Raw genomic sequence first — 19502 nt, forward strand, 5'->3', positions numbered from 1 at the left:
ATTTTAAAGCGTAAAAAGATGATGGACGGGATAAAAGGATATATATTTGATTATGGGGGAACGCTTGATACTGCTGGTTGTCATTGGGGAAAAGTCTTGTGGTATGCCTATCAACGGCAGCAAGTCCCGGTGACCGAGCAGCAGTTTAGAGATGCTTATGTGTATGGAGAGCGTACATTAGGCAATAGTCCTATTATCAAACCGGACTTTACTTTCTACCGAACGCTTGATGTAAAGATTCGCTTAGAGATGGAATGGTTGTGCGAACATGGGGCTTGGGATGCAGATCTTGAAGCCTTTAACCGAGCACACGATGCCGTATTAAACGAAGTTTACGAACTTGTAAAGTGTAATACGGCGCACAGCCGTGAGGTATTGACCCGCCTGTCAAAGGTTTATCCCATGGTATTGGTGAGCAATTTCTATGGTAATGTAGAAGTTGTATTGCACGAATTTGAATTTGAGAAATTCTTTAAGAGTGTGGTAGAGAGTGCTGTTGTGGGCATCAGAAAACCCGATTCCCGTATCTTTAAGATTGGAGTAGAACGATTGGGGCTGAACGCCGAAGACGTAGTTGTGGTAGGTGACAGCTTCTATAAAGATATAGAACCCGCACAGAAGATCGGTTGTAAGACCGTATGGTTTAAGGGAGAGGGGTGGACCGACAAGCAATATGACGAGTCGTTGCCCGACAAAGTGATTACTGATTTAGAGCAGTTATGAAAAGAATATTCAGGATATACATATTGTTAATAGGACTGTTGCTATACTCTTCAGGAGTAAAAGCGCAGATAACGGGTACCGTTACCGATGCAGCGACAGGCGATACACTGTTTTATCCTAGTGCATCTTACAAAGGACACCATATCGCAGTAAGTGGTAATGCTTCGGGATTGTACAGTATTGAGCGGCACGAAGGATGGGTATTGACCATCAGTGCAGTAGGTTATCAGCCACGAACCTTTATGATTAAGGCAAATACCCCGTCGGTATTGAATGTAAAACTGCGCGAGGATACGAAGACATTAACCGAAGTTGTGGTTAAAAGTAGTCGTGGTAAGTACTCTCGAAAGAATAATCCTGCAGTGGAATTGATGAAGCGTGTGGTTGCTGCCAAGAAGAAGACAGACTTGGATAATCATCCTTATTATCAGTATAATAAGTATCAGAAGATAACTCTAGCAGTCAATGATATTAAGCCATTAGACATAGATAGCGGTTTCTTTGCGAAGAAACAATGGCTCATAGACCAAATAGAGACGAGCCCATATACTAACAAACTGATTCTTCCTGTATCGGTAGACGAGACCGTTTCGCAGCATATTTATCGTAAAGACCCGAAGTCTGAGAAGGATATTATCACCGGTCAGAACTCCAATGGTATCAATCAACTTATCCAGACCGGTGATATTCTGAATACAGCCATGAAGGATGTGTTCACCGATGTCGACTTGTACGATGACCAAATCAGGCTTTTACAGTATCCGTTTACAAGTCCTATAGGTAAGAATGCCGTGTCGTTTTACCGTTATTATATAGAAGATACGGTCTATGTAGACCATGATTTATGTTATCATCTACAGTTTCTACCCAACAATCAACAAGATTTTGGATTCCGTGGAGAGCTGTATGTATTGGCCGATTCTACCCTGCATGTGAAACGATGTGAACTTACTATCCCGAAAAGAAGCGATGTAAACTTCGTCGAGAATCTACATGTAACGCAGGAATTCAAGAAATTGGAGAATGGCGAATGGGTGTTGAGCGTCGACGATATGTTTGTGGAGATGAAGCTAGCTAGCTTTCTTTCCAAGTTCCTCGTGGTGCGGACAACCCGTTTAAGCGACTATGCATTCGATGAATTGCCAAAACAATTGTTTAAAGGTAAGGGCAAGGAGCGGCGTGAGGCCAACTCTATGATGCGCGACGAAGCTTTCTGGAACAGGTACAGAGGGGTGGAATTGACAAAGAGCGAAAGTTCTATGGAGGCGTTTATCCACCGAGTTGAGCAAATCAAAGGATTCAAATACATCATCTTCGGAGCCAAAGCTTTCATTGAAAATTTTGTTGAAACTGGCGATTTAAACCATCCGAGCAAGGTAGATATTGGCCCCATCAACACTATGTTGACCAAGAATTTCATTGATGGATTGCGTACTCGCGTGAGCGCACAGACCACTGCTAATCTGAATAAGCATTGGTTTGCATCGGGATATTTGGCTCGTGGATGGCGCAGTAAGAAGATTTATTACGAGGGAAATCTTACTTATTCGTTCAATAAGAAGGACTATTTGCCGCGCGAATTCCCCAAGCGTACCCTTACGTTTACCTCAGCTTATGATGTGATGTCGCCTTCCGACCGTTTCATGCAAACCGATAAGGATAATGTATTTACAGCATTCAAGTGGGCAAAGGTAGATAAAATGATGTTCTACAATCGCCAACAATTGAAGTTTGAATACGAAGAAGAGTGGGGATTGAAGACCACTATAGGTCTCAAAACGGAAGCCAATGAAGCTGTGGGACGTCTGTTTTTCGAGCCTCTTAGTGCGATTTCGGCCACTAATCCTTCTATGTTACCTACCTTGTCAGTGCTGGATGATAGCGAGGTTGGACGATATTTACACAACGGAAAGATTCGCACGACAGAATTGAGCATACAGTTTAATTTGGCACCGGGACGTACTTATATTAATACCAAGCAACGTCGACTGCCTATTAATCTCGATGCACCGGTATTTACCCTTGGCCATACGATGGGTATTAAAGGAGTATTGGGTGGTCAGTATAACTATAACTTCACCGAAGCTGGTGTCTATAAGCGCTTCTGGATGAATTCTTGGGGTAAGGTAGATGTGAAATTGAGGGCTGGAGCACAATGGAACAAGGTGCCTTATCCACTGCTTATCATGCCTGCGGCCAACCTTAGTTACATAGTACAAGAGGGAACTTTCAACATGATTAACAACATGGAGTTCTTGAACGACCGCTATGCGAGCCTCGATGTAAGTTGGGATTTGAATGGTAAGATATTCAATCGTATCCCTTTGCTGAAGAAGTTGAAGTGGAGAGAATACCTTGGTGTGAAGACATTGTGGGGCAAATTGACCGACAAGAATAATCCATTGCTTGAAAAGAATGCCGGTGATCATGTTTTGATGGCATTCCCCGAAGGTACGTATGTGATGGATTCCAAACGGCCATATGTGGAGTTGGTGGCTGGTATTCACAATATCTTCAAGATTCTGCATGTGGAGTTCGTACATCGCATGAACTACAACAATTTGCCTACAGCAAAGAAAAACGGTGTTCGTTTCATGTTGCGTATGACATTCTAGAGGCTTTCTTAAAATACAATCAATATGAAAATATTCCTCGCAGACAGGCAAGATATCACCCGCGCAGGCCTCATGTATCTGATAGAGCGACTACCGGATGCAGACTATAAGTATATAGAGGATAAGGGAGAACTATTGTTGGGTTTGCACGAATATCCCGACAGCATTGTTATTCTCGATTATACGCTGTTCGATATTAATGATGGTGAGGAATTGGTGATTCTAAGCCAGCGTTTCAAACGAGTCCATTGGATACTTTTCAGTGAAGATTTGAGTTTGGATTTTGTACGCTATTTGATTGCAAGCGGCCCTGAATTCAGTATCGTTATGAAAGAATCTCCCTTGTCAGAGATAAAGACTTCGATAGATTATGCTATTCGGAAACAACGTTTCATCAGCCAACGTATGGCAGAGATGTTGCTGGCTCCGGTTCCTCAGATGGAAGAAAGAGTGGAGCTTACGAAGACAGAAACCGAAATATTAAAGGATATAGCGCTCGGTATGACGACCAAGGAGATTGCTGAAAAAAGGTTTTCCAGTTTCCACACCATCAATACCCATCGCAAGAATATCTTCCGTAAACTAAGCGTGAATAATGTGCATGAAGCCACTAAATATGCACTTCGGGCAGGCTTGATAGACTCTGCCGAGTATTACATATAATACTTTGATGTTGCTGCTAAGCTTTGGCAGCATTGCTGTCTCAATTAGTCAGCATTACAGTAAAGGCCTTACAGCATCGCTGCAAGGCCTTTGCAATTATTAGTAATGGATTCCTTGGAATCCTCATATTAATCTTTAGAACTGATTACAACGCTCGAAGAAGTTGATGGCTTCTAGTTCTTTGCGCATGGCATCTTCCTCTTCTGCTGTCATATTGCGGAATGGTTTACGATTAGGACCAAGGTCGAAGCCCATCAATTTCATGATACGTTTGCCTCCAACGATGTTTCCGCGATAATGGCAAATGACGTTGATGACCTCCTGAGCGAAGTTCTGATGTTCGCGAGCTGCCTCAATATCGCCCTTCTTCCAAGCGTCGATGATGGCTGTCAACTCGCGTCCATTGTAGTTGGTTGTACCCCCGATACCACCTTGAGCACCACCTTGAGCAAGTGAAGGCAGGATGGTTTCGTCCTGTCCGTGCAACATATCAAACTTACCGTTCTTATACAAGCGGCATTGGTTGTACTCATACAGGCTCTCAAAGGTATATTTGATGCCGGCGAAGTTAGGTATACGACTGTCTACAGCCTTCAATAAGTCGAGCATGGGGAGGAATGCTCCGTTGAAAGCAGGGATGTGATAATAGTAGAAAGGCAACTCCGGTGCAGCGGCAGCTATCTCTTCACAGTATTCTACTAGTTCTTCAATGCGTCCGATTTTAGGGAATGGAGGCGCCATAGAACCGATACCGAAAGCGCCAATCTGCTGTGCATGGGCAGCCAATTCTCGGCTGTCGCGCAGACAGCAGCTTCCTACATGGACAATCACCTTGAATCCTTCGGGAGCTTCGGCAATCCATTTTTCGGCCAGTTGTTTGCGTTCTTCGGTAGTCAGCATGTAGCCTTCACCGGAAGAACCATTGATGAAAACACCCTTTAACCCATTCTTTTGCAGCATACGAGCATATGCTCCGATGGGTTCTAAGTTTACGTCGCCATTCTCATAAAACGGAGTAAATGGTGCGTCAATCAATCCAATAATCTTTTCCATATTCATAATTATATGTATGTTTTTATGTTTGAATCTGTTTTATTCTAAGTTGTCGGCCTTCGGTTTAAGGAAGATGAGCTGCAATAATAGGGCAGCCAACATGACCAAACTGAGCCAAGCAAAGCCTTCACCCAGCATTCCACCGTCTTTCCATTTGCCTAGTACCTGTGTCACGGCAGCTCCGGCAAACACACCGGTCATGTTCATGAGGCCGTAAGCAGTAGCACGATAACGTGAGGAAATGAACTGGCAAAGTATCGGCATGTTGTTGGCGTCGAACATTCCAAAGCCAATACCGAATAGACAGCCGGCTCCGACGATGGCCAACAGACTATGTCCGTAGCCTAAAAGCAGGAGCGATGGGATGGTAAGACCAAGTCCGATGGCACTGGTATAGATGCGACCACGCAGGCATCGTTGCACCCATCGGTCGGATAAGATACCACCTAAGATGACTCCTAAGAACGAAGAAGCGGCTATAGTTATGGTAGAGATGGGGCCGGCTTGTTCCATTGAAATACCAAGATTGGTAGCGAAGAGTGTCGGTAGCCAGTTTTTAGTAGCCCAGCCCGGCAGACTTGGGGCTGCAAAGAAGAAGAGGATTATCCAAAAAGTCCATATAGAGAGGACGATACCTAGACCACTGAAGACTGAGGATATACCACGTTTTTGGCCTTCCTCGGCCGAAGCTTTCGCATGTTCGGGTTTCTCGTGGAGGAGCAACAATAGCACAACGGCGTAGGCAATGCCTATCAATCCGAAGCTATGGAAGGCTGTGTGCCATGTGAATAGTGAGGCTACGGCAGCACCGAAACCACCAATAGCCTGCCCCACATAGAGGCCGGTCATGTGGATTCCAATAGCTAGTGAGCGCGTTTTTCCATCGTGCCAGTCGGCAATGAGCGATAGGGCAGAGGGTATATAGAGTGCTTCGCTGATGCCCATGATGCCACGTAACCAGTAGAGAGTGTGGAAATCGTTGGCATAGCCCATAAGGAATGTGACTAAAGACCATACGAACAAGCTACCTACGATGAGCCATTTACGACTTACGCGGTCGGCAATGACGCCTGAGAAGGGGCTGGCAAGGCCATAGACCCATAAAAATGCTGCCATCAAAGCACCGAATGCCTCGGCACTATTGAGCTCGTGTATATCTAGCGACATAGCTTCCTGCATGGTGGAAAGCATCTGTCTGTCCATGTAGTTGAGTAGAGCTACAATCCATAGTAGGGCTACGACTACCCATGGATAATATTTCTTATTTGTCATTAGGTTTTGGTTTTATTAGTCAATGGGGCTTATTGGCCTCATCGATATTATTTAATCGTTATCTTGTAAATGCCTGTTGAGCGGATGCCCGGCTTGAGTTCGCCGCCAATCTCATAGAGATGAGTACCGTCGGTGAATAATGCTGCACCAGCACGAGCTGTTGCTTCGCTCTCTCCGATAGTTTTCCATTGTCCATCTTTAAACTGCATGACGAGCCGATTGAAGCGATACCATTCTACAGGATGGGTCATATAGCCCAGTTGGGGATGGTTTACGGCATTGAGGAATATGTCTTTGTTGACACCACCCATGGCGATAATGCTTCCATCGGACAGGGTTGTGGCACATCCACCACCTAGGAAAACGGTCTCTCCTGTGTTGTCGGTAGCAGCAGGGAGAGCAGTCCATGTGGCAGTATTGAAATCGTATTGCCAACCTTCTAAGCCTAATTGGGTGTCTTGAGCTTCCGTCCTTGGCGACGAACCGCCCCAAAGGCAAATGCTATTTTCGACGAAGGCGCAAACTGGTTGTACGCGTGGAATTCCGGGAAAGTCGGGTAATTGCTGCCAACCTTTATCAAGTGCCGACAGTTCCAGCATCAATACGCGATTAGAAGCATGTCCGTTCCAGTTGCCACCTAGCACAATTAAACTGTCGCCAATGGCACATCCGGCATGATTGTCTAGCTTGGCAGGAAGTGTAGGAAGATTGGTTATCTCGGCTTTACCGCCTTTTAACGTGATGGCATAAGTGGTATTCAGGCTTGATTCAGCGTTGTTGCCACCGATACAATAGAGCGTTTCGCCCTTCACAATGCTTACGCCGTAAGCTATTGGGGTAGGGAGCTCTCCCACTTTTTCCCAAACGTTGGTATCAGAACCATTGACAGCTGTAGCGTAGATACCTTGATAGTATCTTTTTTCTCCTTTCTCTGCTGCTGGTCGTTCGGGGAAATTACATCCTCCGACCATAACAAGATGGTCTTGAATGAGTCCGGCAAAGCATGCCGATACTCCCTTTTCTATACCAGCTTCTGCAGTAGGAAAACCTTTTAATTGTTGGATATTCATCTGTAGCGTATATTCTTGGCTTGCTCCACACATCGATGTGAGGCAGGCAGTTAGTAATAACAAAATAAATCTTAAGGCCATGCTTCGTAGAAATCTTCTGTTTTTTCGATTTTAGCAAAGTCGCGTAAAAACTCGGCATAGCTCTCACATACAGCATTAGCAAACTTCTTTCCCTTTTCAGCCGTAGATAGGTGAGGGGCGCCAATGCCTGTATCATGCGATACCATATCCCACTGTCGGGGCATCCAAACGTTGCCAGTCTTCATCGCTTTGATGGCATAGCCACGGCTTTTGCCGTTCCCAGTCTCATCAAGACGGACAAGTTCGGGATGATAATGCATCATGACAGAGGTCTCAACCTCATCGGCATGGTCGCCCGGTGTGGTAAAAAAGTCTTTAGGATTGATATGATTGAACCAGTTGCTAACCGTTATTAAAAAGTTAGGATAGTCTATTGATAGGTCTCGAATCATGTTCTTGAAGTTGTTTCCGCCATGCCCGTTGATAATAAAAAGTTTACGGAAACCTTGATGATGGAGCGAACTTACGATGTCGGTGAGGATAGCTTTCTGCGTTTCATAGCGTCCGTGAATGCAGAAAGGAAGTTCGCGTTGTCCCGGATTTTGTGAACCTAGCGTGATAGGAGGCATTACCATACACCTTACATTATATTTCTGAAAAGCTAATTGGGCTGCGTCTGCGGCAACGGCATGTGAGAGAATACAGTCTGTCATGTAAGGTAAGTGCCAGTTGTGAGGCTCTGTTGCTCCCCAAGGCAACACGATCACTTCGTAATCTAAGTCTTTGGCAATGCCGTAAGTGGATACTGTTAAGTCTGTTTCTCTATTCATAAGAAGGTGTAGGTCAATGAGTTAATAACGTTCGTGATAAGATATGATAGCTTGAAATTGAACATAGGAGGATTGGAGTCCTCCTATGTTACGAAGTAATTACTTCTTAGATTTCTTGTCTATTTTTTCCCAATACTTCTTACCTTGAACTTTGAGCTTCGCTGTGAAAGCCTTAGCTTCTGCGGCAGTCAGAGCTTCTTGCTCCGGACTAGCGAATGCATGGGCGTATCCTTTGACGTCGTTGGAGTGTCCACGAGTGAAGTCTGGAACTTCTACAGGAATGTTGCCGTTGTCCATAGAGATAGCGCCTAGTTCGGCGAGGCAGCACCATTCACCGAGATCATAAACGTCCATATCTAGTGGAAGACCGTTTTGTAGACAGTAAACTAAGCGACTATCCATGATAAAGTCCATACCGCCGTGTCCACCAACTTCCTTTGCTTCTTCGCCATACTTCTTGACTATGGGGCTAGTATACTTCTCTACGAGTGCTTGAGCATCTTTTGCCGAGAGGTATTCGTGTCCAGAGAGGTTGTCGGAAGAGGGAGCTACACCCGAACTTTGCATCTTCTTAGAAGATACAGCATAGCCTTCTACTGGGTATTTATTAGCAAATCCTTCAGTACCGGTGAGCTGATACATACGGTTGTAAGGCTGTGGATTCATGACATTGTGATGGATTTCCAACACTTTGCCGTTATCAGTACGAATCAGAGTAGTAGTGTGGTCGCCATTCTTGAATTCAGTACATGCCTTACCGGTAGCTTCTTCAACCTTCTTCTTACCATTAACCGACTTGGTATCCATGGCAATCAAGGTACGCATGCGGTCGCCACGGTGGATGTTAAGAACCTGAGCGATGGGGCCTAGACCGTGAGTTGCATATACATCACCGCGGAACTTTTGATTGTAATCAAGTCTCCAGCCAAGCTTGTCGTTAGCATCTTTTTTCCAGTAATATGACCAGTACGGACTCAAATCATGGCGATAAGCACCTTGAGTATAGAGTACGTCGCCGAATACACCGTGCTGTGCCATGTTCAAAGTATTCAACTCAAAGAAGTCATAGCAGCAGTTTTCCAGCATCATACAGTGGAGACGATTTTTCTCTGACAAGTTAATCAAAGTCCAAATCTCGTTCATGTTCATAGCAGAAGGTACTTCAATAGCAACATGTTTGCCATGTTCCATAGCGTATTTTGCAACGATGAAATGGTGTAACCAGTCGGTTGCAATGTACACGAGGTCAATGTCTTTGCGCTGACATAGTTCCTTGTAGCCCTCTTCTCCATAGTAAACATCGGCAGCAGGCATTGAAGCTTTTCTCAAAATGTTTTGGCATTTCTCTGCACGTTCTTTCTCATGATCGCACAAAGCCATAATCTGGATGCCGGGAATGTGAGTCCACCGCTCTACAGCACCGGGTCCACGCATACCTAAACCTACGAATGCTACACGTACAACTTTCAATTTAGGTGTTACCAAATTGATTACATCTTTTTGGCCTTCAGGGCGTGTAGGCACATCAGTCACGGCAGTACCGTTCTTAATGGTGTAGTGCCAGTCGAACTGTGCAAATGCTTGAACGGACCACATAGTTGCCATTAACGTGCAAATAGTGGCCAACATAAACCTTTTACTTCTTCTCATTGTGAGTTTCATTTTGTTTGGTTTCTAGTTTTTAACGGTAAATTATTTGAATTGCAAATATAGTAACTTTTGATAATATAAGCGAATTTATTTTGTTATTATTTTAATATCTTAATTGATTAAAATTTCATTGTGAGGCTGATTCTTTTTCGTTGGAAATCTACCTCTAATACTTTCACCCGTACATGCTGGTGTAAATGCACCGCTTCATTGGGATCTTTGACGAAATGATGGGACAATTGAGAGATGTGTACAAGCCCGTCTTGGTGCACGCCAATATCTACAAAGGCACCGAAATTAGTGATATTGGTAACGATACCCGGTAGTTCCATGCCTGTTTCCAAATCTTTGATGTCTTTCACTCGCTCGTCGAATTCAAATGTTTCAATCTCATTTCGAGGGTCCCGGCCGGGCTTTTCCAACTCTTTCATAATGTCGTTGAGTGTCGGTAGGCCTCTTTCGGCGGTGATATAGCGATTCAAATCGATGGTTTGTTGTATGTCTTTATGCTTGATAAGTTCTGCTACGGTGCAACGATTGTCCTTGGCCATGGCTTCAACAATGCCGTAACTTTCAGGGTGTACAGCACTGTTATCAAGTGGATTCTTACTGTTTGGGATGCGTAGGAAGCCAGCACATTGTTGGAATGCTGCCGGTCCGAGACGTGGAACCTTTTTTAATTCAGCACGAGTAGCGAAAGGACCGTTCTTCATTCTGTATTCAACGATGTTGCTAGCAAGTGTCGGACCGAGCCCACTTACGTATGTAAGCAATTGCTGGCTAGCCGTGTTGAGGTTGACACCAACCGTATTTACGCAACTTTCAATAGTTTGATCAAGGCTCTTTTTAAGTTGTGTTTGGTCAACATCGTGCTGATATTGCCCCACGCCAATGTTCTTTGGATCAATCTTAACAAGTTCTGCCAGTGGGTCCATGAGGCGTCGGGCGATGGAAACTGCGCCTCGAACAGTGACGTCTTCATTTGGGAATTCTTCACGAGCAACCTTTGATGCTGAGTAAATAGAGGCCCCATCTTCGCTCACAACATACACAGGCAAGTCTGAGCGATAAAACTCTGTGTGCTTAATAATATCGCTTGTCTCTCGGCTGGCCGTCCCATTACCAACAGCAATGGCCTCACATGAGAATTTCTTGGCGACTTCTGCGAACTGTTTCGAAGCCGAAAGTTGATTACCTTTGGGTGGTAATATGTCTACAACCGTGTGATAGAGAAGATTTCCTTGAGCATCTAGACAAACTACTTTACAGCCAGTCCGAAAGCCCGGATCAACTCCCATGACTTTCTTTTGCCCTAAAGGCGCAGCTAATAAAAGTTGCCTCAAGTTGCCCACAAACACCTTGATAGCCTCTTGGTCGGCCACCTCTTTGCTTAAAGCCGTAAACTCATTCTCCATAGCAGGTTTGAGTAGGCGCTTATAAGCGTCCTCTACAGCCTTCTCAACGAGCTTTTGACATGCCCCAAAACCTTTGATATATAGTCGTTTTAAACGGCTCAAACATTCTTCGTCATCGGCCGAAATGTTAACTCGCAGAATCCCTTCGTTCTCGCCTCTACGCATTGCTAACAATCTATGACTGGAACAACGCTTTAGCGGTTCTTGCCAATCGAAATAGTCACTGAACTTTTGTGCTTCCTCTATATCTTTCTTTGTTTTGACCACTTTCGATGTAATGACCGCTCCACGGCGGTAAAGTGAGCGTAGTTGTTGGCGCGAACGCTCGTCCTCATTCACTGTTTCGGCGATGATATCTTGTGCCCCTTTGATAGCTTCTATACTGTTTTTGATGTCTCCTTTGACGAATCTAGTTGCGGCATGGTGGGGATGTTGCTCTCTTTGTAACAGGATAATAGTGGCCAAAGGCTCCAATCCTTGTTCGCGAGCTATTTGGGCTTTCGTCCTACGCTTGGGTTTATAGGGTAGGTAAATATCCTCCAATTCCGTGCCATCCCAACAATTGTTGATGCGCGACAGTAGGTCGTCGGTCATCTTCCCCTGCTCTGTGATGGTCTTACTGATGGTCTCTTTGCGTTTAACGAGTTCTTTGTATTTGTCATTTAGTTCGCTGATGGCAGCTATTTGCACTTCGTCTAATGAACCGGTCTGTTCTTTACGATACCGCGAGATGAACGGGATGGTACAGCCCTCATCCAATAGTTGAAGTGTATGCTCGACACTTCTTGCAGATAAAGAAAGTGCTTGGGCTATGATATTTGTAAATAGATTCATGTCTAATTGTTTTTTATAGTATCTGCAAAGATACTTCAATGCAACAGATAAAGGGAACTTTCAAACTATTTATTTTGTAATATTATTATTTCAGCGTAACTTTGCAATATAATAAGGTGTACTAAATAATGATTTCAGTAGAAGGTTTGAAGGTTGAATTTGGTGTGAAACCGCTATTCACCGATGTTAGTTTTGTTGTGAACGATCATGATCGTATTGCCCTTGTAGGTAAGAATGGAGCAGGCAAGTCTACCATGCTTAAGATTCTATGTGGCATTCAGAAGCCCACTGACGGGACTGTCTCTGTGCCTAATGATTGCACGATAGGCTATTTACCGCAGGTTATGAAGCTGCAAGACGACACCACTGTGCGCGAAGAAACACGCAAAGCTTTCGCGAGTACGACCAATCTTCAGGCTCGTATAGAGAAGATGCAACAAGAGATGGCCGACCGCACCGACTACGAAAGTGAGAGCTATGCTGCCTTGGTTGATAAGTTTACGCAGGAGCATGAACGCTTTATGATGCTTGGAGGCGAGAACTATGAGGCTGAAATTGAGCGTACTTTAGTGGGCTTAGGCTTTGAACGTAGTGATTTCGAACGACCTACTCGCGAGTTCTCTGGGGGATGGCGAATGCGTATCGAACTTGCTAAAATCTTGTTACAGAAGCCTGATGTATTGCTATTAGACGAACCGACCAACCATCTTGATATTGATTCTATTCAGTGGCTCGAACAGTTTTTGATCCAAAGTTCAAGTGCTGTGGTACTTGTAAGTCACGATAGAGCGTTCATCAACAACGTCACTAATCGCACCATAGAGATTACATGTGGTCGTGCCGAAGACTATCGTGTTAAGTACAATGAGTACGTTACGCTCCGAGCTGAGCGCCGAGAACAGCAACTTCGTGCCTATGAGAACCAGCAAAAGGAGATAGCCGACATCAAAGACTTTATTGAAAAGTTTCGTTATAAGCCCACGAAGGCTGTACAAGTGCAGAGCCGTATCAAGCAATTAGAGAAGATTGTGCCCATCGAAGTAGACGAAGTCGACAACTCTGCGCTCCACCTCAAGTTCCCACCATGCTTACGTAGTGGTGATTTTCCCGTTATTTGTGAGGATGTACGTAAGGATTATGACGCTCATACTGTGTTTAAGCATGTTAACCTAACCATTCGACGAGGCGAGAAAGTTGCTTTTGTTGGCAAGAATGGTGAGGGCAAGTCAACGCTTGTTAAATGTATAATGGGCGAGATACCATACACAGGTAAGCTTAAGGTCGGACACAATGTGCAGATTGGTTATTTCGCTCAGAATCAGGCACAGTTGCTTGATGAGGAACTGACGGTGTACGATACGATAGAACATGTGGCTAAAGGCGAAGTGCGTCTGCGTATCAACGACATTCTTGGAGCATTCATGTTCGGTGGTGAGGCTTCTGATAAAAAGGTGAAATTCCTTAGTGGTGGCGAGCGTAGCAGATTAGCCATGATTCGCTTATTGCTCGAACCTGTCAATTTGTTGATTCTCGACGAGCCTACCAATCACCTTGATATGCCTTCTAAAGATGTGTTGAAAGAGGCTATACGTGCCTTCGACGGTACGGCTATCATTGTGAGTCACGACCGTGAATTCCTTGATGGATTGGCCGAGAAAGTATATGAATTCCGCGGTGGACAGGTGAGAGAGCATTTGGGAGGCATCTATGATTATCTGCAAGCATACCAAGCCGAGACCGTAGGAGAGGCTTTGCAAAATGCTTCGATGGCTGAACGAACGGTTTCAACTAAAGCAGATACAGCAGTTACTACCCCTATTCTGTCTAGCGGTAAAGAGAGTTACGCTGAGCGTAAAGAGCTACAAAAGCGACTTAATAAAGCAGAAAAAGCCGTTAAGGAAAGCGAGTCGAGAATAGTATCCATGGAGAAGCGTATTGCCGAGTTGGATACTTTGCTTTGCGATCCAGCTAATGCTTCCAACATGGAGTTGGTTACTGAGTACACGGCAGTGAAGCGTAAGCTCGACGAAGAGAATGAGAAATGGTTGGAACTCTCCGAGAAATTGGAGGAATTGCAAGCATGATGATTAACGAATATATCAATAATCCAAATAACGAAATGATGAATTTAAAAACGATTGTTCCCATGTTGGCTTTCGTGGCCATGCCCGAATTGAGTATGGCACAGAATGCTACGGGACTTAAAGCAGCCAATCTTGACAAGACCGTGCGTCCTGCCGACGATTTCTATGAGTTTGCAACAGGTGGTTGGCAGAAGAATAATCCACTGCCGGCAGCCTATAGTCGTTACGGAAGTTTCGACAAGTTGCAAGAAGATAACAACAAACGTATCAACTCTATCTTGGATGAACTCCTCAAGAAAAAGTTCAAGCAGGGTACTACTGAGCAGAAGTTGAGCGATCTTTATAAGCTGGCTATGGACTCTGTTCGTCGTAACAAAGAGGGCGTTAGTCCTGTGATGCCCCGTATGAAGGAGTTTGAAAGTGCCAAGACTATTGCCGATTTGAAGGCTTTGCAACTCAAGTATGCTACTTTCGGATATGGTGTTCCATTCAGTACATGGTTTGGTGCTGATGACAAAAATGCCAAGATGAATATTCTGAGCATCTATCAGGGTGGTCTTACTTTGGGTCAGAAAGATTATTATGTAGACAACGATGCGGCCACAGCCGATATTCGTGAAGCTTATAAGAAGCACATTGTGCGTATGTTCCAGCTCTTCGGATTCTCTCAGACAGAAGCCGAAAGTCGCCGAGATGCTATCATGCGTTTTGAAACGGCAGTGGCTTTGATATCCAAAAGTAATACAGAACTGCGCGATCCACAGGCTAATTACAATAAGATGACATTAGCCGAGTTCAAGGAAAACTATCCCGGTATCGATTTGGAAGCCATGTCTAAGGCTCGTGGTGTGAAGGTCGACTATATCCAAGAGATGGTTGTAGGACAGCCAGCATTCATGGCCGGCGTCGATAAATTGACCGCAGTGCTCTCTGCCGACGACCTTCGTGCCCTCATGGAGTGGGATCTTATTCAATCGTCAGCTTCTTATTTGAGCGACGAGGTGATTGCTGCCAATTTCGATTTCTTTGGTAAAACCATGCGTGGACGTAAGGTTGATTATCCTCGTTGGAAGAAAGCTACTAATCAAGTAGAGAGTGTTCTGGGCGAGGCGTTGGGCAAAATGTATGCTGAGCGTTACTTCCCGGAATCAAGCAAGAAGCGTATGAAGGAACTTGTTCGCAACTTACAAATCTCTCTCGGACAGCGTATAGATGCACAAACTTGGATGAGCGACACAACAAAGGCTGCTGCTCATGAAAAGTTGGATGCCTTCTATGTGAAGATAGGTTATCCTGATAAGTGGGAAGATATGTCAAGATTGATCATTGATCCGGCTAAGTCTTACTACGAAAATATGATGGCTTGTACCGAATTTTGGAGTGTTCGCCATATCGAAAAGAGAGCCGGCAAACCGGTAGACCGTGACGAATGGGGTATGACTCCGCAGACAGTGAATGCTTATTACAATCCTACGACTAACGAGATTTGCTTCCCCGCTGGTATTTTGCAGTATCCGTTCTTCGATCCTAAGGCCGATGATGCCTTTAATTATGGTGCTATCGGGGTGGTTATCGGTCATGAGATGACTCACGGATTCGATGATCAGGGACGTCAATATGATAAGGATGGTAATATGAAAGACTGGTGGACAGCCAGCGATGCAGCCAATTTCAAGGAGCGTACAGATAAGTATGCCGACTTCTTTAGCAATATTAATGTGTTGCCAGACCTTAAAGGTAACGGTCGATTAACATTGGGTGAGAACCTTGCAGACCACGGAGGCCTTCAGTTAGCTTACTATGCTTACAAGAATGCTACAGCCAAGAAGCCTTTGAAAACTAAAGAAGGATTCACCGCAGATCAACGTTTCTTCATTGCTTATGCCGGTGTATGGGGACAGAATATCACTGAGAAAGAAATTCGTAACCGTGTGAAGAGCGATCCTCACTCACTGGGCGAATGGCGTGTAAATGGTGCTCTTCCTCATATTGATGCTTGGTATAAGGCTTTCGATGTGAAGCAGGGAGATAAGATGTTTATCCCTGAAAGCGAGCGTTTGCAGCTTTGGTAAGATATACCTACTATAATATAGCTCAAGTATGACATGTTCGGGAGTCATCAGGAGTTAGTAGAAGTAAAAGCCTCAAAAAGCCTTGGAGTAAACAGACAAATGTCTATTAACTCCCCTTTGTAACTCCAACGCCTGACAGGCGTTTTACTCCAAATAATGCTGAAGTTGAGCATGATAGCGAAACTTCAACAATATAATAAAACCGACATCCCTTGTTGAGATGCCGGTTTTATTCTTTATATACCGTAAGATTCTTATTCTACAATTTTCAATATAGCGTTGCCAACACAAGCATTAGGCATTTGTATGTGAAGCATCTGGCAGACAGTGGGTGCAATATCGGTGATATAGGTCGGCGTAGAGGTCTGGCCATGTTTCACGTTCCATCCCATGAATACAAGTGGAATGTGGGCATCGTAGGGATTCCATGCACTGTGTGACGTACCGATGTAGTCGGCTGCAACCTTGAAAGGTAGCATGTTAGGACGTTGGATAACTAATAGCTCACCACTTCTACCGCGGCAATAGCCATTAATAGCACGTTCGCGCACAATGGAATTGATAGGAGCTGAGGCAATGTTATCCATATCTACCACATATACAAATTGTGAATCGGCCTTCAAATAGTCTACTGCTGCAGCCTTAACAGCCTTTTCGTCAAGGCCGGCTTTCTTGGTAACATCGTGGTTTAGATACATCGCTGTGGAGTAAATGTCGTTGAAGAGGTCGGCTACACCGAATTTCTGTTGCAGATGATTGTTGAGTGCTGTCATGGTAGCTTTATAATCCCAACCACCAGCAGGAATGTTGTGACTGCGTGATACGTTTGGATTGTGAGCACCGGCATGGTCGGCCGAGAGGAAGAAGAGGTAGTTGCCACGACCAATTTTGCGGTCTAGATAATTGAAAAACTCTGCTAAATCCCTGTCTAAGCGCATATAGACATCGTGGTTTTCCTTGCCACGTGTGCCGTATTTATGCCCGATGATGTCGGTCGATGATACACTTACACAGAGCATATCGGTCTGTCCACGCATACCCATCTGCTCGTTTTTGATGATAGCTTCGGCCATTTTGAACGTACTGGTCACTCCATCGGGAATGCCGGTAATGTCTACATCCTTAGCCGGGCGGTTGGCCTTGTTGAACTTTTCTACCCATGCTGGCAGTTGCTTCATATAATAGGTGCTGGTGATATAGCCTCTAGAGCTGTGGTCCCACCAATAAGCGGCATCGGCAGCATGACCGGCTGGGAATATGGCAGCGCGGTCTTTGAGTGCTACGCCTATCACTTTCGACTTGGCATCGGTAGCCATTTTGAGCATGTCTCCGATAGTTGTAGCCCACATATTGCGTGGCGACATCATCCCTTCCTTGCTATTGCTACCCACGGTTTGCACAGTTTTGTCTTCGCAACAATACACTTTTTTATTACCTAGATGGAAGTTGTTGCCGGCAATACCATGAAGAGCAGGCACAGAACCTGTATAGATGGATGTATGGCCAATGGCTGTTACTGTCGGGATATAGTTTATCATAGTGTTTTCGCAACTAAACCCTTCGTTGAGCAAGCGCTTCAATCCGCCCTTACCATATTGGTCGTAATAATAGTAAAGGTAGTCCCACCGCATTTGATCGATAGCAAGTCCCACCACAAGTTTCGGTCGTGCAGGTTGTGCCAACGATAGAAGTGTGGCGCAACATGCTAATAATAAAATAGATAGTCTTTTCATTTGATATTGATTTTTAGAATTACTGATAATCATGATATGTTTACAAAGGAAGTGCAAACGAGCGCAATGAAAATGTATTCCCAGATTGTCGAGTGCAGTCTTTGCTTCTACAAAGATAGTTATATTTTGTTTTTGTCCAATACATAGCTTCTGTTTTTCATATTTTCAATTCTCTATTGAGGTGAAACATTGGCACGGTGCAGTCAAAGATTGTTGCTTCCAGCATATGGTGTTTGCTGTCAATCAAGGCGATGGAGCATCCAATGAGTGGCTCGAACCAGTCTCCCTCTCCTTGCGAGAGGGACGGGGTGAGGTTACTGCAAGGCTACGGCAGGACTGCTGGCAAGTCGAGGCAGTCTTGCTGTTTGGTTTTTGCAGCATCGCTGATGTGCCTCTGCAACGAAGTAATGGATAAGTTACTAAGTAGACTAGTAAATGAGTTTGGATTGTAATATGCGCTTTCAGATGCTGCAATTTTATTTGGTTATATCTATGAATAGCACTATCTTTGCGAGGAGTTTTATAGATTGAAAGGAACATAAATGCCGTTACGATTACCAGACAGACTGCCTGCGATAGAGATATTAAAGCAAGAAAATATCTTTGTGATGGATGAGACGCGTGCGCACAATCAGGAAATCAGACCTCTAAAGATTGTGGTACTCAACTTGATGCCGCTCAAGATAACGACCGAGACCGATTTAGTCAGGTTGCTATCAAACACACCTTTGCAGCTTGAAATCTACTTCATGAAGTTGAAAAGTCATACTCCGAAGAATACGCCGGTGGAACATATGATGATGTTTTATCGTGATTTTGAAGCTCTGTCTCGTGAGAAGTTCGACGGAATGATAATTACCGGAGCACCCATTGAAACCATGCCTTATGAGGAAGTAGAGTATTGGCCGGAAATAATTCGTATCTTTGATTGGGCTCGTACGCATGTTACGAGTACGCTATACCTATGTTGGGGGGCAATGGCAGGGCTATACCATTTCTACGATGTGCCCAAATATGGGTTGGATAAGAAAATGTTCGGTATCTTCAAACAGAAGACGATAGCACCGCAATTGCCTATCTTTAGAGGCTTCGATGAAGAATTTAACATGCCTCAAAGCAGACATACAGAAGTGCATCGTGAAGATATAGAGAAGTATCCCGAACTGGATATTATCGCGGAATCGGCCGAGAGTGGAGTTAGTGTGGTGATGGCGCGTGGCGGACGGGAATTCTTTATCACCGGACATTTGGAATATGCACCCGACACTTTGGACAAAGAATACAAGCGAGATAAGAATATTCGAGATGATGTAGAGTTACCCCGGAATTATTATCATGATGATAATCCGGCACTAGAGCCTATTGTGAGCTGGCGTGCACATGCCAACTTGTTCTATAACAATTGGATAAATTATTACGTATATCAGGAGACTCCTTATAATATAGACGATATTCGCTGATGGAAAA

At 44.6% G+C, this 19502-nt stretch carries 13 protein-coding genes; 6 read left to right on the top strand and 7 right to left on the bottom strand.

Annotated features, from left to right (window positions below; all coding sequences use genetic code 11):
* The first annotated feature begins 18 nt into the window (after window positions 1-18).
* From AC1EK4_RS02780 to AC1EK4_RS02790, 3 genes are read left to right on the top strand one after another with little or no spacing between them, the layout of a single operon-like run.
* Window positions 19-723: an HAD family hydrolase gene (locus AC1EK4_RS02780; RefSeq protein WP_480356932.1), complete on the top strand. Its 705-nt coding sequence runs from the start codon at window positions 19-21 to the stop codon at window positions 721-723.
* Window positions 720-3338, top strand: coding sequence for a DUF5686 family protein (locus tag AC1EK4_RS02785; RefSeq protein ID WP_480356934.1), 2619 nt, complete (start codon window positions 720-722; stop codon window positions 3336-3338). The genes AC1EK4_RS02780 and AC1EK4_RS02785 overlap by 4 nt, the downstream gene beginning before the upstream one ends.
* Window positions 3339-3362: 24 nt before the next feature.
* A complete protein-coding gene (locus AC1EK4_RS02790) occupies window positions 3363-4001 on the top strand; it encodes a LuxR C-terminal-related transcriptional regulator (protein ID WP_480356935.1) in 639 nt (212 codons plus the stop codon).
* 135 nt (window positions 4002-4136) lie between these two features.
* Here AC1EK4_RS02790 and AC1EK4_RS02795 read toward each other — a convergent pair whose 3' ends face one another.
* From AC1EK4_RS02795 to AC1EK4_RS02820, 6 genes are all read right to left on the bottom strand, one after another.
* The gene (locus AC1EK4_RS02795; RefSeq protein WP_036895821.1) at window positions 4137-5054 is read right to left on the bottom strand and encodes a dihydrodipicolinate synthase family protein; all 918 of its coding nucleotides are present in this window, start codon (window positions 5052-5054) and stop codon (window positions 4137-4139) included.
* 39 nt (window positions 5055-5093) lie between these two features.
* The gene (locus AC1EK4_RS02800; RefSeq protein ID WP_480356938.1) at window positions 5094-6326 is read right to left on the bottom strand and encodes an MFS transporter; all 1233 of its coding nucleotides are present in this window, start codon (window positions 6324-6326) and stop codon (window positions 5094-5096) included.
* 47 nt (window positions 6327-6373) lie between these two features.
* Window positions 6374-7477 (bottom strand): cyclically-permuted mutarotase family protein, encoded by a 1104-nt coding sequence (locus tag AC1EK4_RS02805; RefSeq protein ID WP_036895815.1) that lies wholly within the window; start codon window positions 7475-7477, stop codon window positions 6374-6376.
* Window positions 7468-8247: a creatininase family protein gene (locus AC1EK4_RS02810; protein WP_036895813.1), complete on the bottom strand. Its 780-nt coding sequence runs from the start codon at window positions 8245-8247 to the stop codon at window positions 7468-7470. The genes AC1EK4_RS02805 and AC1EK4_RS02810 overlap by 10 nt, the downstream gene beginning before the upstream one ends.
* A gap of 99 nt (window positions 8248-8346) precedes the next feature.
* Entirely contained in the window at window positions 8347-9852 is a 1506-nt protein-coding gene (locus AC1EK4_RS02815) for a Gfo/Idh/MocA family protein (protein WP_480356995.1), read from the bottom strand.
* A gap of 164 nt (window positions 9853-10016) precedes the next feature.
* Window positions 10017-12146, bottom strand: a complete 2130-nt coding sequence (locus tag AC1EK4_RS02820; protein ID WP_480356940.1) for a Tex family protein — start codon at window positions 12144-12146, stop codon at window positions 10017-10019.
* A 128-nt stretch (window positions 12147-12274) separates the two neighbouring features.
* On the opposite strand from AC1EK4_RS02820, the gene abc-f reads away from it, so the two are divergent.
* Window positions 12275-14230: a ribosomal protection-like ABC-F family protein gene (gene abc-f / locus AC1EK4_RS02825; protein WP_036895808.1), complete on the top strand. Its 1956-nt coding sequence runs from the start codon at window positions 12275-12277 to the stop codon at window positions 14228-14230.
* 38 nt (window positions 14231-14268) lie between these two features.
* Complete coding sequence (locus AC1EK4_RS02830) at window positions 14269-16302, top strand: M13 family metallopeptidase (RefSeq protein WP_036895982.1); 2034 nt, start codon at window positions 14269-14271, stop codon at window positions 16300-16302.
* Window positions 16303-16556: 254 nt separating this feature from the next.
* Here the strand turns inward: AC1EK4_RS02830 and AC1EK4_RS02835 are convergent, their stop codons facing one another.
* A complete protein-coding gene (locus tag AC1EK4_RS02835; protein ID WP_480356941.1) occupies window positions 16557-18035 on the bottom strand; it encodes an alkaline phosphatase family protein in 1479 nt (492 codons plus the stop codon).
* 542 nt (window positions 18036-18577) lie between these two features.
* Between AC1EK4_RS02835 and metA the strand changes: the two genes are divergently transcribed.
* A complete protein-coding gene (gene metA, locus AC1EK4_RS02840) occupies window positions 18578-19495 on the top strand; it encodes a homoserine O-acetyltransferase MetA (protein WP_480356943.1) in 918 nt (305 codons plus the stop codon).
* The last annotated feature ends 7 nt before the right edge of the window (window positions 19496-19502 follow it).

It is taken from the genome of Prevotella sp. C0026C3, from assembly GCF_056590795.1.